This is a genomic window from Mycobacterium sp., from assembly GCF_049647605.1.
Taxonomy (GTDB): domain Bacteria; phylum Actinomycetota; class Actinomycetes; order Mycobacteriales; family Mycobacteriaceae; genus Mycobacterium.
In genome coordinates this window covers 14,713-31,966 of sequence record NZ_JBARXZ010000188.1, presented here as the reverse complement: position 1 = coordinate 31,966, position 17,254 = coordinate 14,713, and the positions used below count along the sequence as shown (strand labels likewise).

The 17,254-nt window shown below is 66.2% G+C and carries 16 protein-coding genes and 1 riboswitch; of the genes, 9 read left to right on the top strand and 7 right to left on the bottom strand.

Annotated features, from left to right (window positions below):
- Nucleotides 1-24 precede the first annotated feature (24 nt).
- The 3 genes from mbtL to mbtN are packed head-to-tail and all read left to right on the top strand — an operon-like array spanning nucleotide 25 to nucleotide 3,022.
- Nucleotides 25-285: a mycobactin biosynthesis acyl carrier protein MbtL gene (gene mbtL, locus WBB07_RS24145; protein ID WP_526311324.1), complete on the top strand. Its 261-nt coding sequence runs from the start codon at nucleotides 25-27 to the stop codon at nucleotides 283-285.
- Nucleotides 282-1,850, top strand: a complete 1,569-nt coding sequence (gene mbtM / locus WBB07_RS24140) for a long-chain-fatty acid--ACP ligase MbtM (RefSeq protein ID WP_526311322.1) — start codon at nucleotides 282-284, stop codon at nucleotides 1,848-1,850. The genes mbtL and mbtM overlap by 4 nt, the downstream gene beginning before the upstream one ends.
- Nucleotides 1,847-3,022, top strand: a complete 1,176-nt coding sequence (gene mbtN / locus WBB07_RS24135; protein WP_526311320.1) for a mycobactin biosynthesis acyl-ACP dehydrogenase MbtN — start codon at nucleotides 1,847-1,849, stop codon at nucleotides 3,020-3,022. Before mbtM ends, mbtN begins: the two co-directional genes overlap by 4 nt.
- Before the next feature lie 3 nt (nucleotides 3,023-3,025).
- Here mbtN and WBB07_RS24130 read toward each other — a convergent pair whose 3' ends face one another.
- Genes WBB07_RS24130 through WBB07_RS24120 form a run of 3 tightly spaced genes read right to left on the bottom strand, consistent with a single transcriptional unit; the run spans nucleotide 3,026 to nucleotide 4,492 of the window.
- Nucleotides 3,026-3,625, bottom strand: a complete 600-nt coding sequence (locus WBB07_RS24130; RefSeq protein WP_526311318.1) for an acetyltransferase — start codon at nucleotides 3,623-3,625, stop codon at nucleotides 3,026-3,028.
- A 43-nt stretch (nucleotides 3,626-3,668) separates the two neighbouring features.
- Nucleotides 3,669-4,025 (bottom strand): cupin domain-containing protein, encoded by a 357-nt coding sequence (locus WBB07_RS24125; RefSeq protein ID WP_526311316.1) that lies wholly within the window; start codon nucleotides 4,023-4,025, stop codon nucleotides 3,669-3,671.
- Between the two features lie 29 nt (nucleotides 4,026-4,054).
- Nucleotides 4,055-4,492 (bottom strand): hypothetical protein, encoded by a 438-nt coding sequence (locus tag WBB07_RS24120; protein ID WP_526311314.1) that lies wholly within the window; start codon nucleotides 4,490-4,492, stop codon nucleotides 4,055-4,057.
- A 119-nt stretch (nucleotides 4,493-4,611) separates the two neighbouring features.
- On the opposite strand from WBB07_RS24120, the gene WBB07_RS24115 reads away from it, so the two are divergent.
- Entirely contained in the window at nucleotides 4,612-5,313 is a 702-nt protein-coding gene (locus WBB07_RS24115) for a (2Fe-2S) ferredoxin domain-containing protein (RefSeq protein WP_526311312.1), read from the top strand.
- Here the strand turns inward: WBB07_RS24115 and WBB07_RS24110 are convergent.
- On the bottom strand, nucleotides 5,283-6,707 hold the full coding sequence (locus WBB07_RS24110) for a short-chain fatty acyl-CoA regulator family protein (protein WP_526311358.1): 1,425 nt from the start codon (nucleotides 6,705-6,707) through the stop codon (nucleotides 5,283-5,285). The genes WBB07_RS24115 and WBB07_RS24110 overlap by 31 nt on opposite strands.
- Before the next feature lie 125 nt (nucleotides 6,708-6,832).
- On the opposite strand from WBB07_RS24110, the gene prpD reads away from it, so the two are divergent.
- The 3 genes from prpD to WBB07_RS24095 are packed head-to-tail and all read left to right on the top strand — an operon-like array spanning nucleotide 6,833 to nucleotide 10,373.
- Nucleotides 6,833-8,338, top strand: a complete 1,506-nt coding sequence (gene prpD, locus WBB07_RS24105; protein WP_526311310.1) for a 2-methylcitrate dehydratase PrpD — start codon at nucleotides 6,833-6,835, stop codon at nucleotides 8,336-8,338.
- The gene (gene prpB, locus WBB07_RS24100; RefSeq protein WP_526311308.1) at nucleotides 8,335-9,252 is read left to right on the top strand and encodes a methylisocitrate lyase; all 918 of its coding nucleotides are present in this window, start codon (nucleotides 8,335-8,337) and stop codon (nucleotides 9,250-9,252) included. The genes prpD and prpB overlap by 4 nt, the downstream gene beginning before the upstream one ends.
- Complete coding sequence (locus WBB07_RS24095) at nucleotides 9,249-10,373, top strand: bifunctional 2-methylcitrate synthase/citrate synthase (protein WP_526311306.1); 1,125 nt, start codon at nucleotides 9,249-9,251, stop codon at nucleotides 10,371-10,373. Before prpB ends, WBB07_RS24095 begins: the two co-directional genes overlap by 4 nt.
- Nucleotides 10,374-10,444: 71 nt before the next feature.
- Here the strand turns inward: WBB07_RS24095 and metE are convergent, their stop codons facing one another.
- Together metE and WBB07_RS24085 are read right to left on the bottom strand one after the other, a co-directional pair.
- Entirely contained in the window at nucleotides 10,445-12,730 is a 2,286-nt protein-coding gene (gene metE, locus WBB07_RS24090; protein ID WP_526311304.1) for a 5-methyltetrahydropteroyltriglutamate--homocysteine S-methyltransferase, read from the bottom strand.
- A 127-nt stretch (nucleotides 12,731-12,857) separates the two neighbouring features.
- A riboswitch (cobalamin riboswitch) is annotated at nucleotides 12,858-13,064 on the bottom strand.
- 99 nt (nucleotides 13,065-13,163) lie between these two features.
- Nucleotides 13,164-13,859 (bottom strand): proteasome protein, encoded by a 696-nt coding sequence (locus tag WBB07_RS24085; RefSeq protein ID WP_526311302.1) that lies wholly within the window; start codon nucleotides 13,857-13,859, stop codon nucleotides 13,164-13,166.
- A gap of 35 nt (nucleotides 13,860-13,894) precedes the next feature.
- Here WBB07_RS24085 and WBB07_RS24080 point away from each other — a divergent pair, with 35 nt between their 5' ends.
- Both WBB07_RS24080 and WBB07_RS24075 read left to right on the top strand, forming a co-directional pair.
- Nucleotides 13,895-14,857 carry a DNA polymerase domain-containing protein gene (locus tag WBB07_RS24080; RefSeq protein WP_526311300.1) on the top strand — a complete coding sequence of 321 codons (963 nt, stop codon included), beginning with the start codon at nucleotides 13,895-13,897 and terminating at the stop codon, nucleotides 14,855-14,857.
- Entirely contained in the window at nucleotides 14,854-15,402 is a 549-nt protein-coding gene (locus WBB07_RS24075) for an LOG family protein (protein WP_526311298.1), read from the top strand. The genes WBB07_RS24080 and WBB07_RS24075 overlap by 4 nt, the downstream gene beginning before the upstream one ends.
- On the opposite strand, the gene WBB07_RS24070 is transcribed toward WBB07_RS24075, so the two are convergent.
- On the bottom strand, nucleotides 15,386-17,173 hold the full coding sequence (locus WBB07_RS24070) for a VanW family protein (RefSeq protein WP_526311296.1): 1,788 nt from the start codon (nucleotides 17,171-17,173) through the stop codon (nucleotides 15,386-15,388). The genes WBB07_RS24075 and WBB07_RS24070 overlap by 17 nt on opposite strands.
- Nucleotides 17,174-17,254: the final 81 nt, after the last annotated feature.

Sequence of the window (17,254 nt, the reverse complement as noted above, 5' to 3'; positions counted from 1 at the left end):
ACCCATCGGTGTAACGTCCCCGCCATGGAGACGTCAACCCCGGAAGCGGTCAGTGCCGCCCTCGAGGAGATCCTGCGCGACGACCTGAACATCGATATCAGTCGTGTGACGCGTGATTCCCGCCTGATCGACGACGTGGGGATGGACTCGGTCGCTTTTGCCGTGGGCATGGTCGCCATCGAGGACAAGATCGGCGTCGCGTTGACCGAGGAAGATCTGTTGACCTGCAACACCGTTGGTGATCTCGAAGCCGCAATTCTGGCGAAGGTACCGGCCGGCCGGTGAGCGCACTCGCGACCGCATTGTCGCAGGCGATGACCGGATCCACCAATGCCCTGACGCTCCTCGATCAGGGCAGCGGCACCTGGGTCCGACACCCGTGGCAAGAAGTACACACCAGAGCCGAGAACATCGCCGAACACATCCTGGAAGGACCCGACGGTGCCGTCGGCCTCGTGGGCGAGCCGACGGTCGAGTTTGTCGCCGGCATCCAAGGCGCCTGGCTGGCGGGTCGGGCGCTGTCACTGCTGCCCGGACCGGTTCGCGGCGCCGACGGCCGGCAATGGGCCCACAGCACCGCTGAGCGCTTCCGGAGCATCGGTGTCTCCCAGTTGTTCAGCCACGGCAACCAGCTGGATCTGTTACGGGCCAGCGATCTCGGGATCTCGGTGTTCGACGTCGCCGCGGTCGGCCATGCACGACGCTCCACCACACTGGCTGCGCAGACCAGCCCAGAAGGCACGCCGGCGGTTCTTCAGGGTACCGCCGGGTCCACGGGAACCCCACGGACGGCGATGCTTTCACCCGAAGCGGTGCTGAACAACATCCAGGGCCTCCTCCAACACATCGAGGTGGACCCCGAAAACGACGTCGGCTGCACCTGGCTTCCGCTCTATCACGACATGGGACTGGCCTTCCTGCTCACCGGGCTCCTCACCGGCGGGCACATGTGGTTGGCGCCTACCAGCGCCTTCTCGGCCTCGCCGTTCCGCTGGCTGACCTGGCTGTCGGAGAGCCGCGCAACCCTCACTGCGGCACCGAATTTCGCCTATTCGGTGATCGGCAAATACGCCCGCCGGGTGCCCGACGTCGACCTCGGCCGGCTCCGATTTGCCCTCAACGGCGGTGAACCGATCGACTGCGACGGCTTCGAACGGTTCCTCTCCGAACTCGGCCGCTTCGGCCTCGACCCCCGCGCCGCGGCACCGTCCTACGGCCTGGCTGAGTCGACATGCGCCGTCACCACCCCCAAGCCGGGAACCGGGTTGCTGTACGACCAAATCGTAGATCCAGAAACACATTCCACCAAAAAACACGCGGTCCTCGGCGAACCGCTCCCTGGAATGGAAGTCCGCATCGTGACCACCGAACGCTTCGGAGACGGCGTCGGCGAGGTCGAGATTCGCGGCTCCTCGATGATGTCGGGCTATATGGGCCAGCCATCACCGGCACCCGATGAATGGTTCCGCACCGGTGATCTCGGATATCTGAGCGACACCGGCCTGGTGGTGTGCGGGCGGATCAAGGAACTGATCACCGTGGCCGGCCGCAACATCTTCCCCAGCGACGTCGAACGCGTCGCCGCACAGGTGCGTGGAGTCCGGGAAGGAGCTGTCGTCGCCGTCGGCACCGACGCGGACTCCACCCGGCCGGGACTGATCATCGCCGCCGAATTCCGCGGTCCCGACGAAGCGGGCGCCCGCAGCGATGTGGTGCAGGCAGTGGCCTCTCAATGTGGCGTGCTACCGGCCGATGTGGTGTTCCTGGCACCTGGATCGCTACCGCGAACCACTTCGGGCAAGCTGCGCCGACTGGAGGTCAAGCAGCAGCTCGAGGCCGCCCGAGTATGACCACACCGCTACACGGCCCGGACATCACGCACTACCGCGAACTGCTCGCCGAAGTGTTCGACGAGACGATCATCGCCTGGACTGCCGAAGCGGAGGCATCGGAACGCTTCCCGCGCAAGATGATCGAGCGCCTCGGAGCCGAAGGGGTGTTCCGCGGCAAGTGGGGCCCGGCCGGCGGTCAGCATCCTGACGTCGCGAAACTCAACGAATTGGCGTTCCGCCTCGGCCGTCTCGGTTCGGCGGGCATTGGTGTTGGTGTCAGCCTTCACGATTCGGCCATCGCGCTGCTGCGCCGGTTCGGCAGGTCCGAGCATCTGAAGACCATCTGCGAGCAAGCCATCGACGGCGATGCGGTGCTGTGCATCGGGGCCTCCGAAGAGTCCGGTGGATCTGATCTGCAAATCGTGGAGACCGAGGTCCGTTCCGTCCGTGACGGTTACGAGATCCGCGGGATCAAGAAGTTCGTGTCCCTGTCCCCCGTCGCCGACCACATCATGGTGGTAGCCCGCGGCGTCGACAACAATCCGGGCAGCAAACACGGCAACATCCTGGTGATCGCGGTGCCCACCGCCCAGGTCGAGGTGCAGAGGGCGTACCGCAAGGTCGGGGCCGCCCCGTTGGATACCGCCGCCGTGCACATCGACACCTGGGTACCCGCCGACCATCTGATTGCCCGGGCCGGTACCGGTTTGGCAGCCATCTCGTGGGCCCTGGCCCATGAACGCATGTCGATCGCCGGCCAGATCGCGTCCTCGTGCCAACGGGTGCTGGGGGTGACCCATGCCCGGATGGTGCAGCGCCGTCAGTTCGGCGCCACCCTGTTCGAACATCAAGCACTGCGCTTGCGGATGGCCGATCTGCAGGCCCGCACCGACCTGTTGCGCCACAGCCTCAACGGCATTGCGGCACAGGGACGTCTGGATTTGCGTTCGGCGGCGGCGGTGAAGGTCAGCGCGGCACGGCTGGGCGAAGAGGTGCTTTCGGAGTGCATGCACATCTTCGGCGGCTCCGGCTACCTCGTCGACGAGACCCCGCTGGGCCGGTGGTGGCGCGACATGAAACTCGCCCGGGTCGGCGGCGGAACCGACGAGGTGTTGTGGGAGCTGGTCGCCGCGGCGATGAAACCGGATTTCGACGGATACTCCGCGTTGGTCGGCGGGTCCCCGCAGTAGGAGCTACGCCGGCCGGTTCATCGCGTACAGCGCCATCCGCCGGTTCGCCATCTGGTGCTCACCGAGGAAATCGCACTTCGCGTACTCACAGAGCCGGCGGGCACCCACATTGCGGTGGTCCGGATCGAACATGATGCGCTTGCATTGCGGTTCGATGGTGAACAAACTGACGACCAGACGCGGCAACAAGATCGGACCGAAGCCACGATTGACGATGTCGGGGTCGGCGATCGCAGCGTGCAGGCCCAGATCGTAGGGATCGGCTTCATAGCGTGGCGCTATCGAATCCTTGGCCGCGCGGTAGACCTCGACATAGCCGTGCGGCTCACCCTTCAGACTGCCGATCAGCGGGCGGGAGTAATCACCGGCAAGCTGTGCCCGCAGATAGCCATGCCACCACTGCACCGGCCGGTCGTACTCCCACGCCTGCGCCAGATGCGGCCGATTCATCCACTCCGAGATCATCGCGGCATCTGCATCGGGATCGACAATCCGGATCGAGTACGGATCCGGCAGCTGCGGGATCGGCGGAGGCGGCACCAAACGGACCGCGTCGCTGAGATCGGTGAGTTCGCGGGGCAGGATGGGCAGCACGTCAGTCATGGTGAGCGCAGAGCCTACCGGAGCTGGTGAGGCTAGGGTTACCTTAGCCCGCGGGGGCGACGGCGGCGGACCGGTCGGCAAGAACGGTGAGCAACACCGCGGAGTCCTCGATCGCCGCCAGCGCATGCCGCACCGGCGGGATCACCAAATGGTCACCGGCGCGGCCCTCGCAACTCAGCTCGCCCGCAGTCAGTCGCACGTGTCCACGAAGCACCTGCAAGGTGGCCTCGCCAGGACTCTCGTGTTCACTGAGCTCCTGGCCACCAGCCAGGGCGATCACCGTCTGCCGTAGGAAATGCTCATGCCCACCGTGCAGAGTCCGGGCAGCCCGCCCGCTGTTGTGCTCACGTGCAACTCCCAACAGCTCCTCGACGAGGGCGTTCAGCGATATCGCCTGCATTGCCGTCTCCTTTGCTCAGATCGTCTGGGTCAACCGGCGAGTAACAGCAATCCCGCGGCCGCCAGTGCGATCACTTTGATCATCTCCAACATCACGTAGGCGTAGTGGGCCTGCGACCTCGACCCTGCCTGCAACGCGGGCCCACCCGCAAGCACCGTGTTCGACCGCCGCGACAACGCCGGCCGAACAGCCAGGACCTGAACTGCCAGTGCCCCCGCGGCCGTGACAGCGGCGGCCACCCCGAGCACCGGGACGCCACCGACCACAGCACCGGCCACCACCACCGTCGCCAGCACCGCCTCGACACAGTTGAGTGCCCGAAACACCAGCCGCCCGATGCCCAGGCCCACCGCCAGCGTCACCCCCGGCGCCCGGAACTTCAGCGGGGCTTCCAGGAACGAGATCGCCAGAACCATGCCCAACCACACGAACACCGCCGCGACCGCAAGAGACCAGCCCACGCCCATGTCGCCAGTTCAGCATTGGTATCGACTGAGCAGCAAGGGTCTTCGGTCACCGCTTTCCAGGCGGGGCCTCACAACACGACCGGACCGATAGACGACACTGGACCGATGGACGGCGACGCATGACTGAGCACCCACGCCAACTGGTACTGGTCGGGATGGGCGTCGATGCCCCGTCGCGCGACACCGACCTGTTGTTGCTCGCCGAGGAAGTCGGCGCGCGGGTCGCATACCTGCAGCTGGCCACCCCAACCCTGGGCGAGGTACTCGACGACCTTGCCACCAATGCACCGGGCACCGAGGTCCGCCTCGTCGCGGCACCCACCGCGGGAGCGCCGGCACCGTCGCGGTCGTGGCTGCGCCGGGTCGCCGGCGACTGGCTCCGGCAACACCCCGAGACGCTGGTCATCGAGGTCGCCGACCGGCCCGTCACCGGCCAAGAAGCCGTACTGTCTTCGCCCGCTTGGGAAGAAGTGCCCCGACACGGCCGCCACGTGCTGGTGTGTCGCGGTCCTCGCTGTACTGCCCGGGGCGCCGCAGCCACCGCGACCGCCCTCACCGAGCAGCTGCGCGCCCGGGAACTCGGTGACGAAGACGTGCTGGTGACCCAAACCGGCTGCCTCTACCCGTGCAACCATGCCCCGGTTGTTGTCGTGCACCCCGACGACCAATGGTGGGGTCCGGTCTCCCCCGACGTCGCCGAGACCCTCGTCGACGCCTGGGCGTCCGACATTCGGCGCGGCAGCCATCGGCCCGTGTATTTCCGGGCCCCCGAGGCCGCCGGCCGGCCGCTTCAGCCAGGAAGCACCTCGTCCGGCGGATAGGGCAGATCGGTGCTGCTGTGTGGGTCGACGTGCACCGGGCGACCGACATACGGAAACGCCCGCTGCGGGCATGCCGGTCGATCGCAGATCTTGCAGCCGGCACCGATTTCCGCCGCCGAACTCGGATCGGTCAGATCGATTCCCGCTGAGTAGATGAGCTTTTCAGCGTGTGCCAGGTCGCATCCCAGCCCGATCGCAAAACTCTTGTTCGGTCCCAGATAGCGACTCGGGCTCGACGTTGTGGTCCGGGCGATCCAGAAATAGGACCGGCCGTCGGGCATCTGCGCCACCTGGGTCAGGAACTGGCCCGGCCGCGCGAACGCGTGATGCACCACCCACAACGGACAGTTTCCGCCCACCCGTGAGAAATGAAATGCGGTGGCGGACTGACGTTTCGAGATGTTGCCCGCCGAATCGGTCCGCACGAAGATGAACGGCACCCCACGTGCGTCGGCCCGCTGCAGCGTCGACAGCCGATGACAGATGGTCTCGAAACCCACCTCGAACCGGCGCGCGAGCTGATCGATGTCATAGCGCAGCGATTCGGCTGCGCCGAGAAAAATCCGGTACGGCAACAACAGTGCACCGGCGAAGTAGTTGGCCAACCCGATGCGCGCCACCCCACGGGCATTCGGGCTCAGCTCGTCATCGGTGGCGACGATGGATCCGATGAGGTCATCATGCGCCAGCAGTGCCAGCGCGGTGGCCAACTGGAAAGCGCGCTGCCCGGGTTGCAACCACCGCGCCACGTAGAGCACCCGGGATTCCGCGTGGAACCACCTTTTGGCATTGGGCGCCAACACATCCCCGTCGTCGAGGATCACCGTGATCCCGTACTCCTCGGTGAACAGCTGCGCCAGTTGCGCATCCAGACCACCTACACGGAGCTGATGCCGGGCAAACACCTGCTCCGCGGCGACGTCCAGCTCCCCGATGTAGTTCTTGCGGTCATAGAAGAAGTCGCGAACTTCCTCGAACGGCATGGGCTGCTGGCTGGTCACCGTCGCATCACCACTGGCCCGGCCGCGGAACACCTCGAGTTCGGCCGACATGTCATGGACCCGGCGCTGCAAGCCCACCAGCGTCTTGCCGACATCGGGCATCCGAGCCACCAGTTCCTCGATCTGGGTACCCGTGGCCGGGCTGTCGGCAAGAATCTCCCGCAGATCGGCGATCAGGCGCGCATCGGAATCCGGAGCAAAGTAATGCGTGGGCAGGTTGAACCGCTCAGTGACCGTCAGCAGCACCGGGACCGTGATCGGGCGCTGGTCGTTCTCGAGTTGGTTCACATAACTGGTGGACAGGCCAAGTGCCCGAGCCAGCGCCACCTGCGTCAGGCCCTGCTCTTCACGTAGCCGTCTCAGCCGTGCGCCCACGAATGTCTTCGCCACCATGCCTCCGCTGGAAACCATAGCTCAGCAGCCATTCACAACATTCGCAAAAACGGCCGGCAAAGGACACTAAATTACGCTTATACAGGCTATTTCGGTCCTGACCAGCGATCGATACCCTGCGGATTATGCGTAATCACGATGTTCGAACCCGACGTAGCGCCGAAGACTTCCCCCGCGAGGAACACCTCGCCTGGAAGATCGCCACGATGGCCGCAGACCCGGTCGCGGTACCCGCCGACACCGAAGCCATGGTGATCAACCGGATCATCGACAACGCCGCCGTCTCCGCAGCATCGGTGATCCGCCGGCCCGTCACGGTGGCCCGCACCCAAGCACAGGGACACCGCACCAAGCAGGGCGCAACAGTATTCGGGATCGAGGGCTCCTACTCCCCCGAGTGGGCCGCCTGGGCCAACGGGGTGGCCGTCCGTGAACTCGACTTCCACGACACGTTCCTGGCCGCCGACTACTCCCATCCCGGCGACAACATCCCCCCGCTGGTCGCAGTCGCCCAGCAGTTGGGAGTCCGCGGCTCCGACCTGATCCGCGGCATCGCCACCGCTTATGAGGTGCAGGTGGATCTGGTGAAGGGAATCTGCCTGCACGAGCACAAGATCGACCATGTGGCGCACCTCGGTCCGGCGGCGGCCGCCGGTATCGGCACGATGCTGCGGCTGGATCCCGAGACCATCTACGACGCCGTCGGCCAGGCCCTGCACCTGACCACCGCCACGCGCCAGTCCCGCAAGGGCCTGATCTCCAGTTGGAAGGCCTATGCCCCGGCCTACGCGGGCAAGGTCGCGATCGAAGCCGTCGACCGTGCCATGCGCGGCGAAGGTTCGCCCGCCCCCATCTGGGAGGGTGAGGACGGCGTGATCGCGTGGCTGTTGTCCGGTCCCGAGCACACCTATCAGGTGCCGCTGCCCGAGCCGGGTGAGCCGAAGCGGGCCATCCTGGACAGCTACACCAAGGAACACTCCGCGGAGTACCAGAGCCAGGCCCCGATCGACCTGGCACGCCGCATGCGGGACCGGATCGGCGATCTGGAGCAGATCGAGTCGATCGTGCTGCACACCAGCCATCACACGCACTACGTGATCGGCACCGGATCCGGCGACCCGCAGAAGTTCGATCCCGACGCCTCCCGTGAGACGCTCGATCACTCGGTGATGTACATCTTCGCCGTCGCCCTGCAGGACGGCACCTGGCATCACGAACACTCCTACTCCCCGGAGCGCGCCCACCGTCCCGACACCATCGAACTGTGGCGCAAGATCTCCACTGTCGAAGATCCCGAGTGGACCCGCCGTTACCACTCGATCGACCCGAACGAGAAGGCATTCGGCGCCCGCGCGGAAATCACCCTCCGCAACGGTGAAGTGATCACCGACGAACTCGCGGTGGCCGACGCCCATCCGCTGGGCGCCCGTCCGTTCGAACGTGACCAGTACGTGGCGAAGTTCGGGGTGCTCGCCGACGGTGTCATCGACGTGGCCGAGCAGCAGCGCTTCCTCGACGCGGTGGCACGGATCAGCGACTTGAAGGCCGGCGCGCTCGGCACCCTCAACCCGCTGGTGGATCCGCGGGTGCTGGACAAAGCCCCCACGATCCCGTCCGGAATCTTCCGGTGACCGGGCTCATCGGCGCGCCGTCCTCGGCGGCCGACAAACGTTCCCGGTTTCGTGCAGCACTGGAATCCGGTCGGCTGCAGCGCTTTCCGGGGGCCTTCTCACCGTTAGTCGCCAAGCTGGTCGCCGATATCGGGTTCGACGGGGTGTACGTCTCCGGCGCGGTGCTCTCCGCGGATCTCGGACTGCCCGATATCGGTCTGACCACCCTGACCGAGGTGTCCGCCCGGGGCGCCCAGATCGCATCGGTGACCGATCTGCCGACGCTGATCGACGCCGACACCGGTTTCGGTGAGCCGATGAGCTCTGCCCGCACCGTGACCGTCCTCGAAGACAGCGGCCTGGCCGGCCTGCACCTGGAGGACCAGGTGAACCCGAAACGGTGCGGTCACCTCGATGGCAAAGCAGTGGTACCGACGTCGGAGATGGTCAAACGGTTGCGGGCGGCGGTGGCCGCACGCCGGGACCCGAACTTCATCATCTGCGCACGGACTGACGCCGCAGGCATCGAGGGGTTGCCGGCCGCCATCGACCGGGCCAAGGCCTACGCCGACGCCGGTGCCGATCTGATCTTCACCGAGGCCCTGGCCAATCCGGCGGAGTTCGAGGCGTTCCGGGCCGCGGTGGACACGCCGTTGCTGGCGAACATGACCGAGTTCGGCAAGTCCGAGCTGCTCACCGCCGATCAACTGTCCGACCTCGGCTACAACATGGTGATCTACCCGGTGACGACGCTGCGGCTGGCGATGCACGCCGTGGAGGTCGGCCTTCGTGAAATCCACGCCGCAGGAACACAAACCGGGCTTCTCGATCAGATGCAACACCGCAGCCGGCTCTACGAGCTGCTGAAGTACGCCGATTACAACCAGTTCGACTCCGATATCTACAACTTCGCGTTGCAAGGAGTGAGGTCATGAACGCTACATCCGAGGCCCCGAAAATCCACCGCGGTCTGGCAGGTGTTGTCGTCGACACGACGGCGATCTCGAAGGTGGTTCCCGAGACCAACACCTTGACCTACCGGGGCTACCCGGTTCAGGATCTGGCCGCCCGCTGCAGTTTCGAGGAAGTCGCCTACCTGTTGTGGCACGGCGAGCTGCCCACCCAGCACGAGCTGGAATTGTTCAGCCAGCGGGAACGCGGCGCCCGGCGCATCGACCGGTCCATGCAGTCGCTGCTGGCGAAGTTGCCCGAGAACTGCCATCCCATGGATGTGGTGCGGACCGCGATCAGTTACCTCGGCGCCGAGGATCCGGAGGAGGACGATCCCAGCGCCTCGGCGAATTACGCCAAGTCGCTGCGCATGCTGGCGGTGCTGCCGACGATCGTCGCCACCGATATGCGGCGTCGCCGCGGCCTGGATCCCATCGCCCCGCACAGCCATCTGAGCTACACGCAGAACTTCCTGAACATGTGCTTCGGCGAGGTTCCCGACCCGGTGATCGTCGAGGCCTTCGAGCAGTCGATGATTCTGTACGCCGAGCACAGCTTCAATGCCTCCACCTTTGCCGCCCGGGTGGTGACCTCCACCCAGTCCGATATCTACAGTGCGGTGACGGCGGCGATCGGCGCGCTGAAGGGTTCACTGCACGGCGGCGCCAATGAGGCCGTCATGCACGACATGCTCGAGATCGGTACGCCGGACCGGGCCGCGGCCTGGTTGCAGGACAAACTGTCCCGCAAGGAGAAGGTGATGGGCTTCGGCCATCGGGTGTACCGCAACGGAGACTCCCGGGTGCCCACGATGAAGGCCGCGCTGGTCCGCGTCGCCACCGCCCGCGGCGGGCAGGGCTGGCTCGACATGTACGAGATCCTGGAACGGACCATGCTGGCGGAGACGGGAATCAAACCCAACCTGGACTTCCCCACCGGCCCGGCCTATCACCTGATGGGCTTCGACATCCCCAGCTTCACCCCCATCTTCGTGATGAGCCGGATCACCGGATGGACCGCACACATCATCGAGCAGGCCGGATCCAATGCGTTGATCCGCCCGCTCAGTGAGTATTCCGGGCCACCGCAGCGCGCACTCGCCTAGCAGCAGATCGAAGCAGAAATCACGCACACGATTCAGTGGAATCGTGTGCGTGATTTCTGTCTGGATGGGTGTTACTGCCCGGCGCGCACGGCCCGGGCCGCCGCCACCATGTTGCGCAGCGAGGCCGTCACCTCGTCGGTCTTACGGGTCTTGAGCCCGCAGTCGGGGTTGACCCACAGACGTTCGGCGGGAACAGCTTTCACCGCGGCACGCAGCGCCTCAGCCATCTCCTCGGTGCTCGGCACCCGGGGTGAGTGGATGTCGTAGACGCCCGGGCCCACGCTGTTGCCGAACCCGATGGCGTTGAGGTCGTCGAGCACCTCCATGTGCGAGCGGGCCGCTTCGATCGAGGTGACGTCGGCATCGAGGTCGGCGATCGCCCCGATCACCTCACCGAACTCGGAGTAGCACAGGTGGGTGTGGATCTGCGTGGCATCGGTGACACCCGAGGTCGACAGCCGGAAAGCACCAACCGCCCACCGCAGGTACTCGCCTTTGTCGCTGGTGCGCAACGGAAGCAGCTCACGCAGCGCCGGCTCGTCGACCTGGATGATCGCGATACCCGCCGCCTGCAGATCCACCGTCTCGTCCCGGATCGCCAACGCGATCTGGTTGGCGGTATCGGCCAACGGCTGGTCATCGCGGACAAACGACCACGCCAGGATGGTGACCGGACCGGTGAGCATGCCCTTCATCGGCTTGTCCGTCAACGATTGTGCATAGGTGGCCCATTCGACCGTCATCGGCCGCGGCCGTACCACGTCACCGAACAGGATCGGCGGCCGGACGCAACGAGTTCCGTAGGACTGCACCCAGCCGTTGGCCGTGGCGAAGAACCCGTCGAGCTGTTCGGCGAAGTACTGCACCATGTCGTTGCGCTCGGGTTCGCCATGCACCAGCACGTCGATGCCCAACTCTTCCTGCAGCGCAACCACCGCAGTGATTTCGGACTTCATCCGGCGCACGTACTCGGCCTCGTCGATCGCACCGTCACGCAGCGCCGCCCGCGCCTTACGGATCTCCGAGGTCTGCGGGTAGGAACCGATGGTCGTGGTGGGCAGCACCGGCAGCTTCAGCCTGGCGTTCTGGCTTTCCCTGCGGGCCTTCGGATCTCCACGGTGCACGCCGGCAGCCAGCACGGTGTCCAGCAATGCCCGGATGTGGGCGTTGTGCAGCCGCGGATCGGACTTGCGGGACGCCACCGCCGCCGACGACGCGGCAAAGGCCTCCGCCACGGCGTCGCGGCCACTGCGCAGAGCCGTGGCCAGAGTCGCCACCTCGCCGACCTTCTCGGCGCCGAACGCCAGCCAGCTGCGCAGCGCGTCGTCCAGGCCGGTCTCGGGCGCCAGCGAGTACGGCACGTGCAGCGTCGAGCACGACGTGGACACGGCGACAGCAGCCGCCGATCCCACCAGCGTCGTCAACGTACTCAGCGCGGCTTCCAGATCGGTGGCCCAGATGTTGCGCCCGTCGACCACACCGGCAACCACCAGCTTGTCGGCGAGCTCGGGAACCGCTGCCACCGCATGACCGCTACCGGCCACCAGGTCGATGCCGATCGCCTCGACCGGGGTCCGGGCCAGCACCGGCAGCACGCCGTCGAGCGAGCCGAAGTAGGTGGCGAGGAAGATCGCCGGCCGCTTGGTCAACTCGCCCAGCGCCTGGTACACGCGCTGCGCCGGAGCACCCGGATTGTCGAGGATGTCGGTCACCAGTACCGGCTCATCTATCTGAACCCACTCGGCTCCGGCGTCGGCCAGCTTGCCGAGCAGGTCGGCGTACAGCGGCACCAGGTCGTCGAGCCGCTCGATCGGGGCTCCGGCGCCGTCGACCGCCTTGCTCAACGCCAGGAACGTGACGGGCCCGATGATCACCGGCCGCGCGGCGATACCCTGAGAGGCCGCTTCCTTGAGCTCGCCGAGCACCTTCGCCGGATCCAGTGTGAAAGTGGTGTCCGGGCCGATCTCCGGAACGATGTAGTGGTAGTTGGTGTCGAACCACTTGGTCATCTCCAGCGGCGCGATCTCATCGGTCCCGCGGGCCGCGGCGAAGTAGCGATCCAGGTCGTCGGCCACGCCGGACACCCGGGGCGGGAGCGCCCCTAGCAGAACGGCGGTGTCCAGCATCTGGTCGTAGTAGGAGAAGGTGTTGACCGGGATCGAATCGAGGCCGGCGGCGGCCAGCGACGCCCAGGTGGAGAACCTCAGCCCCGAGGCGACGGCGTCGAGCTTGGCGCGGTTGATGCGCCCGGCCCAGTAGCCCTCGGTGGCGCGCTTGAGCTCACGGTTGGGGCCGATCCGCGGCGACCCCGCAACAGTGGCGGAAAAGGGTCTTGCAGTAGACGATACGAGTGACACAGCTGGTCCTTATGGGTACGACGGAGTGCCCACCACCCTCGGACGTGCAACCGACCGGCCCTGCGCACCAAGTCGCCACCGCGTCGGTCATACGCCCAGTCCGCGAGGCGATGCGCCGCCGGGCGCGGCGCGCCCGGCACAGCTGGCAGGTCTTCGGACTCACAGGCGCGCATCCGAGGATGCTCCTACTGACCGTCGCTTCCCAGTGCTCACGCACCAGTGCCGGTGACGGCTGTCGTTCCTGCATACCGCTGCGGGACAGTCCCGGATTCTCACCGGGTTCCCTCTCACGTCACACCCGTTACCGGGGGTGGCCGTTCGGTGCCTACGACATCACGATGCCGCAGACAAACCAGCTGCACTCCGCAGGTTACCGCGTGCGGAGCTGTTGTTGGCCTCAGAGTCGCTCAACGGGACGTCAAGGCCGCGAATATCAGTCGAACAACCCATCGAGGGCATGATGTTCCAGCTCGACCCACCGTTTCACCTGAGCGCGCACCTCGTCGACCTCGTCCGGCGTCAGATGGGTGGCACCGTCGGAGGTCAACCGGCAGATATCCATCGGTCCACCGACGCTGGGAGACGAGGCGTCCAGCGCGTCGAGAACCCGCAGCGCCCCGACGGTGCCGTAGTCGAGGTCACGTTCGGTCATCCGGAAGTGCGCCAGCAACGCGTGTGCCTGCTGCGCCAGCGGAGCACCACTGCCGATTGCTTGGAAGCCCGTTTCCTCGTGATGCCCGACGAGCCCGTTGGGATCGATGTCGATGATGAACGGCTGATCGCCGACATATCCGGCGGTCAGCACGTAGGTGGCCGGTGTCCCGGCCTTCTCCTCGCCCGGGACGTCGACGATGAAGTTCTGGTAGTGATGCTTGAAGATCGGCAGCACCCGGGATTGCAGCGCATGCCCGACGTTCCTGGCCTCCAAGATCGCATCCGCATCGGCGTCGAAGGTCTGCTCGACGTCGTAGAGAACAGCGCGTGCCCCGCTGCCACCCCAGGCCGCATGTGTCCCGAGACTGTGCAGCTTCTGCGCCGGATACGTCAATCCCCTTCCCGGATCGGTTATTTGAGAATCAGAAGCCAATACGATTCCGTTTGCACATTTGATGGCCAGAACAACGGTCATACCGTCCATGGTGCCAGCCGCCGTAGGGTGGGGTGATGCCCGCCGAGGAGCAACGCGCCGGCGTCGAGCTGACCAACCTGGATCAACCTCTGGGCCCCGGCGCCGACGCCACCAAGCGTGATCTCGTGGATTACCTGGACGCGGTCGCCGACCGCATCGTGCCGGTGCTCGCCGGCCGTCCGCTGACCGTGCTGCGGGCCCTGCGCGGCCGGGCGCCGTTCATGCAGAAGAACGTCCCCAAGTACACCCCCGAGTGGGTGCCGACGGTGCCGATCTGGGCCGAGACCTCACACCGGGAGATCCATTACGCGCTGTGCAACGACCGCCGCACCCTGCTGTGGCTCGCCAATCAGCGCGCCGTGGAGTACCACCCGGCTCTGGGTTTGGCTCCCGACATCTATCGGCCCACCCACCTGATCCTGGATCTGGATCCGCCCGACGGCGCGGAGTTCGCGACGGTGGTGGCTGTCGCGTTCCAGGTGCGCCAAGCTCTGGCCGACTGCGGGCTGACGGGCGCGGTCAAGACCAGCGGCTCCCGCGGGGTGCACATCTTCGTGCCGATCGACGACCACGTGCCGGTCGACGATGTCGCGGCCGCGACCCGCGCGCTCGCTGCGCGCACCGAAGCCCTGGACCCGACGGTCGCGACCACCGCGTTCATCGTCGAGGACCGGGCGGGAAAGGTGTTCGTCGACGCCACCCGCGCTGGTGGCGCAACTGTGGCCGCCGCCTACAGCCCGCGGCTACGCCCCGGCACTCCGGTGAGTTTCCCGGTGCAGTGGTCGGACCTGGACCGGATCGCACCGGCGGATTTCACCGTTCGCACCGCTGTCGACGCGCTCGCCGGCGGTGATCCGTGGTCCTCGACCATGCCTGCCCCGCAACAACTTCCCGTCGACCTGATCGAGCATGGCCGTACCATCCCCGTGGCCCGGGTGGCGGCCATGCATGAGGGCAAGCGTCGTGCCAACGCCCGCAGAGCCGGGACCGCCGAGTGAACATCTGCGTGTTCCTTTCCGCGGCCGATCTCGACGAGCGCTACACCACACCGGCCCGGGAGTTCGGCGAGGCCATCGGCCGCGGCGGCCACACCCTGGTGTGGGGTGGCTCCGACACCGGCCTGATGAAGGTGGTGGCCGACGGGGTCCAGCAGACCGGGGGTCGCCTGGTCGGTATCTCGGTGGAACTGTTGCGGCACAAGGCCCGCGAGGGTGCCGACGAGATGGTGTTTGCACCCGACCTGGCGCAGCGCAAGGCGCTGATGCTGGCCCGCTGCGATGCGATCGTGGTCATGGCCGGCGGGCTGGGCACCCTCGATGAGGCCACCGAAATCCTGGAGCAGAAAAAGCATCGCCTGCACACCAAACCTGTTGTGCTACTGAACACGTGCGGCTTCTACGACGGATTGACAACTCAGCTGCGGCGCATGGAGGACGAACTCTTCCTGCCGGTGCCGCTGGCCGAATTGGTGCAGTTCGCCGACACCGGAGAAGAGGCGCTGGCCGCCGTCTGCCGGTCTCCCGGGTTCAGTTGGCCGGAGTAGGCGCCGGCGTCGGCTCCGTTGAGGAGGTCTCGGCGGTCGGGTCTTCCGGTGGCGCAACCCCGCACACCACTCGGGGAATCGGGTCATAGACGACGGTGTGGGACTCGGTCCGGGTTTCTCCGGTCTCGATATCACGCAGCGTGCGGGTGTCGGTGATCGTGAAACCCGACGCTCCGCCACTTGCGCTGCACGACTCACCGGCTGGGATGGTGACGGTCCGCGGGCTTGTCGGGGCGCTGCGCGAACTCTGGGCCGAGGTCACCTCATAGCGTTTGATCCCCACCAGCCGGACCGTGATCGAGCTCGACGTCCACTCGGTCTGGATCTGCACCGCCGTCGGACCGTCGTTGCGGAACTTGACGTCGAGGACATCCCCGGAGACCGTCGCTTCCCGGCCGGCCGGATAGCGACTGATGTAGTAGCTGTGCTCGTGGTGCTCGACGTCTTCCATTCCGGCGAAGTACGCGGCGTTGAAGACGGTGGTGGCCACCTGGGAGACGCCCCCGCCGACGCCGCGGTCGGGTCGACCGTTGAGGATGACCCCGGCCTCGACGTATCCGGCCGCCGCATTGCGCGGGTTGGTCGCTTCGTTGAGGCTGAACGTCTCCCCCGGCTCGACGACCATTCCGTCGATCTGTTCAGCCGCCCGCCGGATGTTCACCCCGGAGTCACCCGAGAAGCCACCCGTCTGGAACTCGCCGATGACCTCGATCGGGCCGAGCGCGTCGAGTTCGGCAGTGGTGAATTCGGCGGGTTCTTCGACGTACTCCGCGGTGATCTCACGGTCCTCGGTGTTGGTCAGCACCGAGAGCAAATCCGCCAGGGTGGCATCGTAGTCCACTCGGCGGCCGTCCTGCGACGGCACCTTCACCGGTGGGGTCACGGCAAAATCGATACCGGCATCGCGGCGCGGAACCTCGGACGAGGCCAGTTGGGGTCGCAGCCGATCGGCGATCAGCGTTGTGTTGATCTCCGGCACCAGTTGCCCGTCCTCGACGCTGAAGCTCAGCGCCGCCGCGATGACCGCAGGGGTGATGACGGCCTGGATGTCGTCATCACCGTCGACGGTCACCGGCCCGGACACCGCCGGGGTGGCGATGTCGTCGAGCGCCGACTGAACGTCGGCGGACGAGGTACTCGGCGCGATCTCGACAAGCGGCAGAGCGACAGGCTCCCCGGAGGCCCAGCCACCGATGAATGCATCGGCGGCAGCTGCGACGTCGAGCCGCTGACCCGTCTGGGGATCAGCCGAGACGGGCTTTCCGCCGACAAAATCGATCGAACCCTCGACAGGTTCGGTGTCGACGGTTTTCCCGAGTTCCCGCAGTGTTGCCGTCAGAGCGTTGTCGTCGACGGACGTGACCACCGCGATCGGGGTGGTCACGAAGAACGAGCTGAATCGGGTGAACGGATTCCATGGCTGGGAGTCGACCTGATCGATGGTGGCGCGCCAGTCGGCCGTCAGGTCCACCGAAGTCGGATCGATCTCGCTTTGCACCGCGCCGACAGTGACCGGCACCGGCTGGTCGGCGCGCCCGGATACCGCATCCCGCAGACGCTGTTCGGCTTCGTCCGGCGTCAGCCCACCCAGCGAAACACCCGCCGCGGCGACGCCCCTCGGGATCTTTCCGGAAGTGAGTACCAGGTCAGCGATGTACAGGGTCGCCAGCAGGACCAAGGGAAAGCCGATGATCAGGAACAGCCGCCGACGCGCAGACAACCGGGCACCAGGACCCCTCAGCGCACCTATCGTCAGCCTGTTGGCCGGCATGAATTCGTTCCTCGAATTTGTTCAGGCCCGGCCTGCCGTAGCCATCTTCCTCGGACCAGCTGATCACGCGGTATTTGCCAT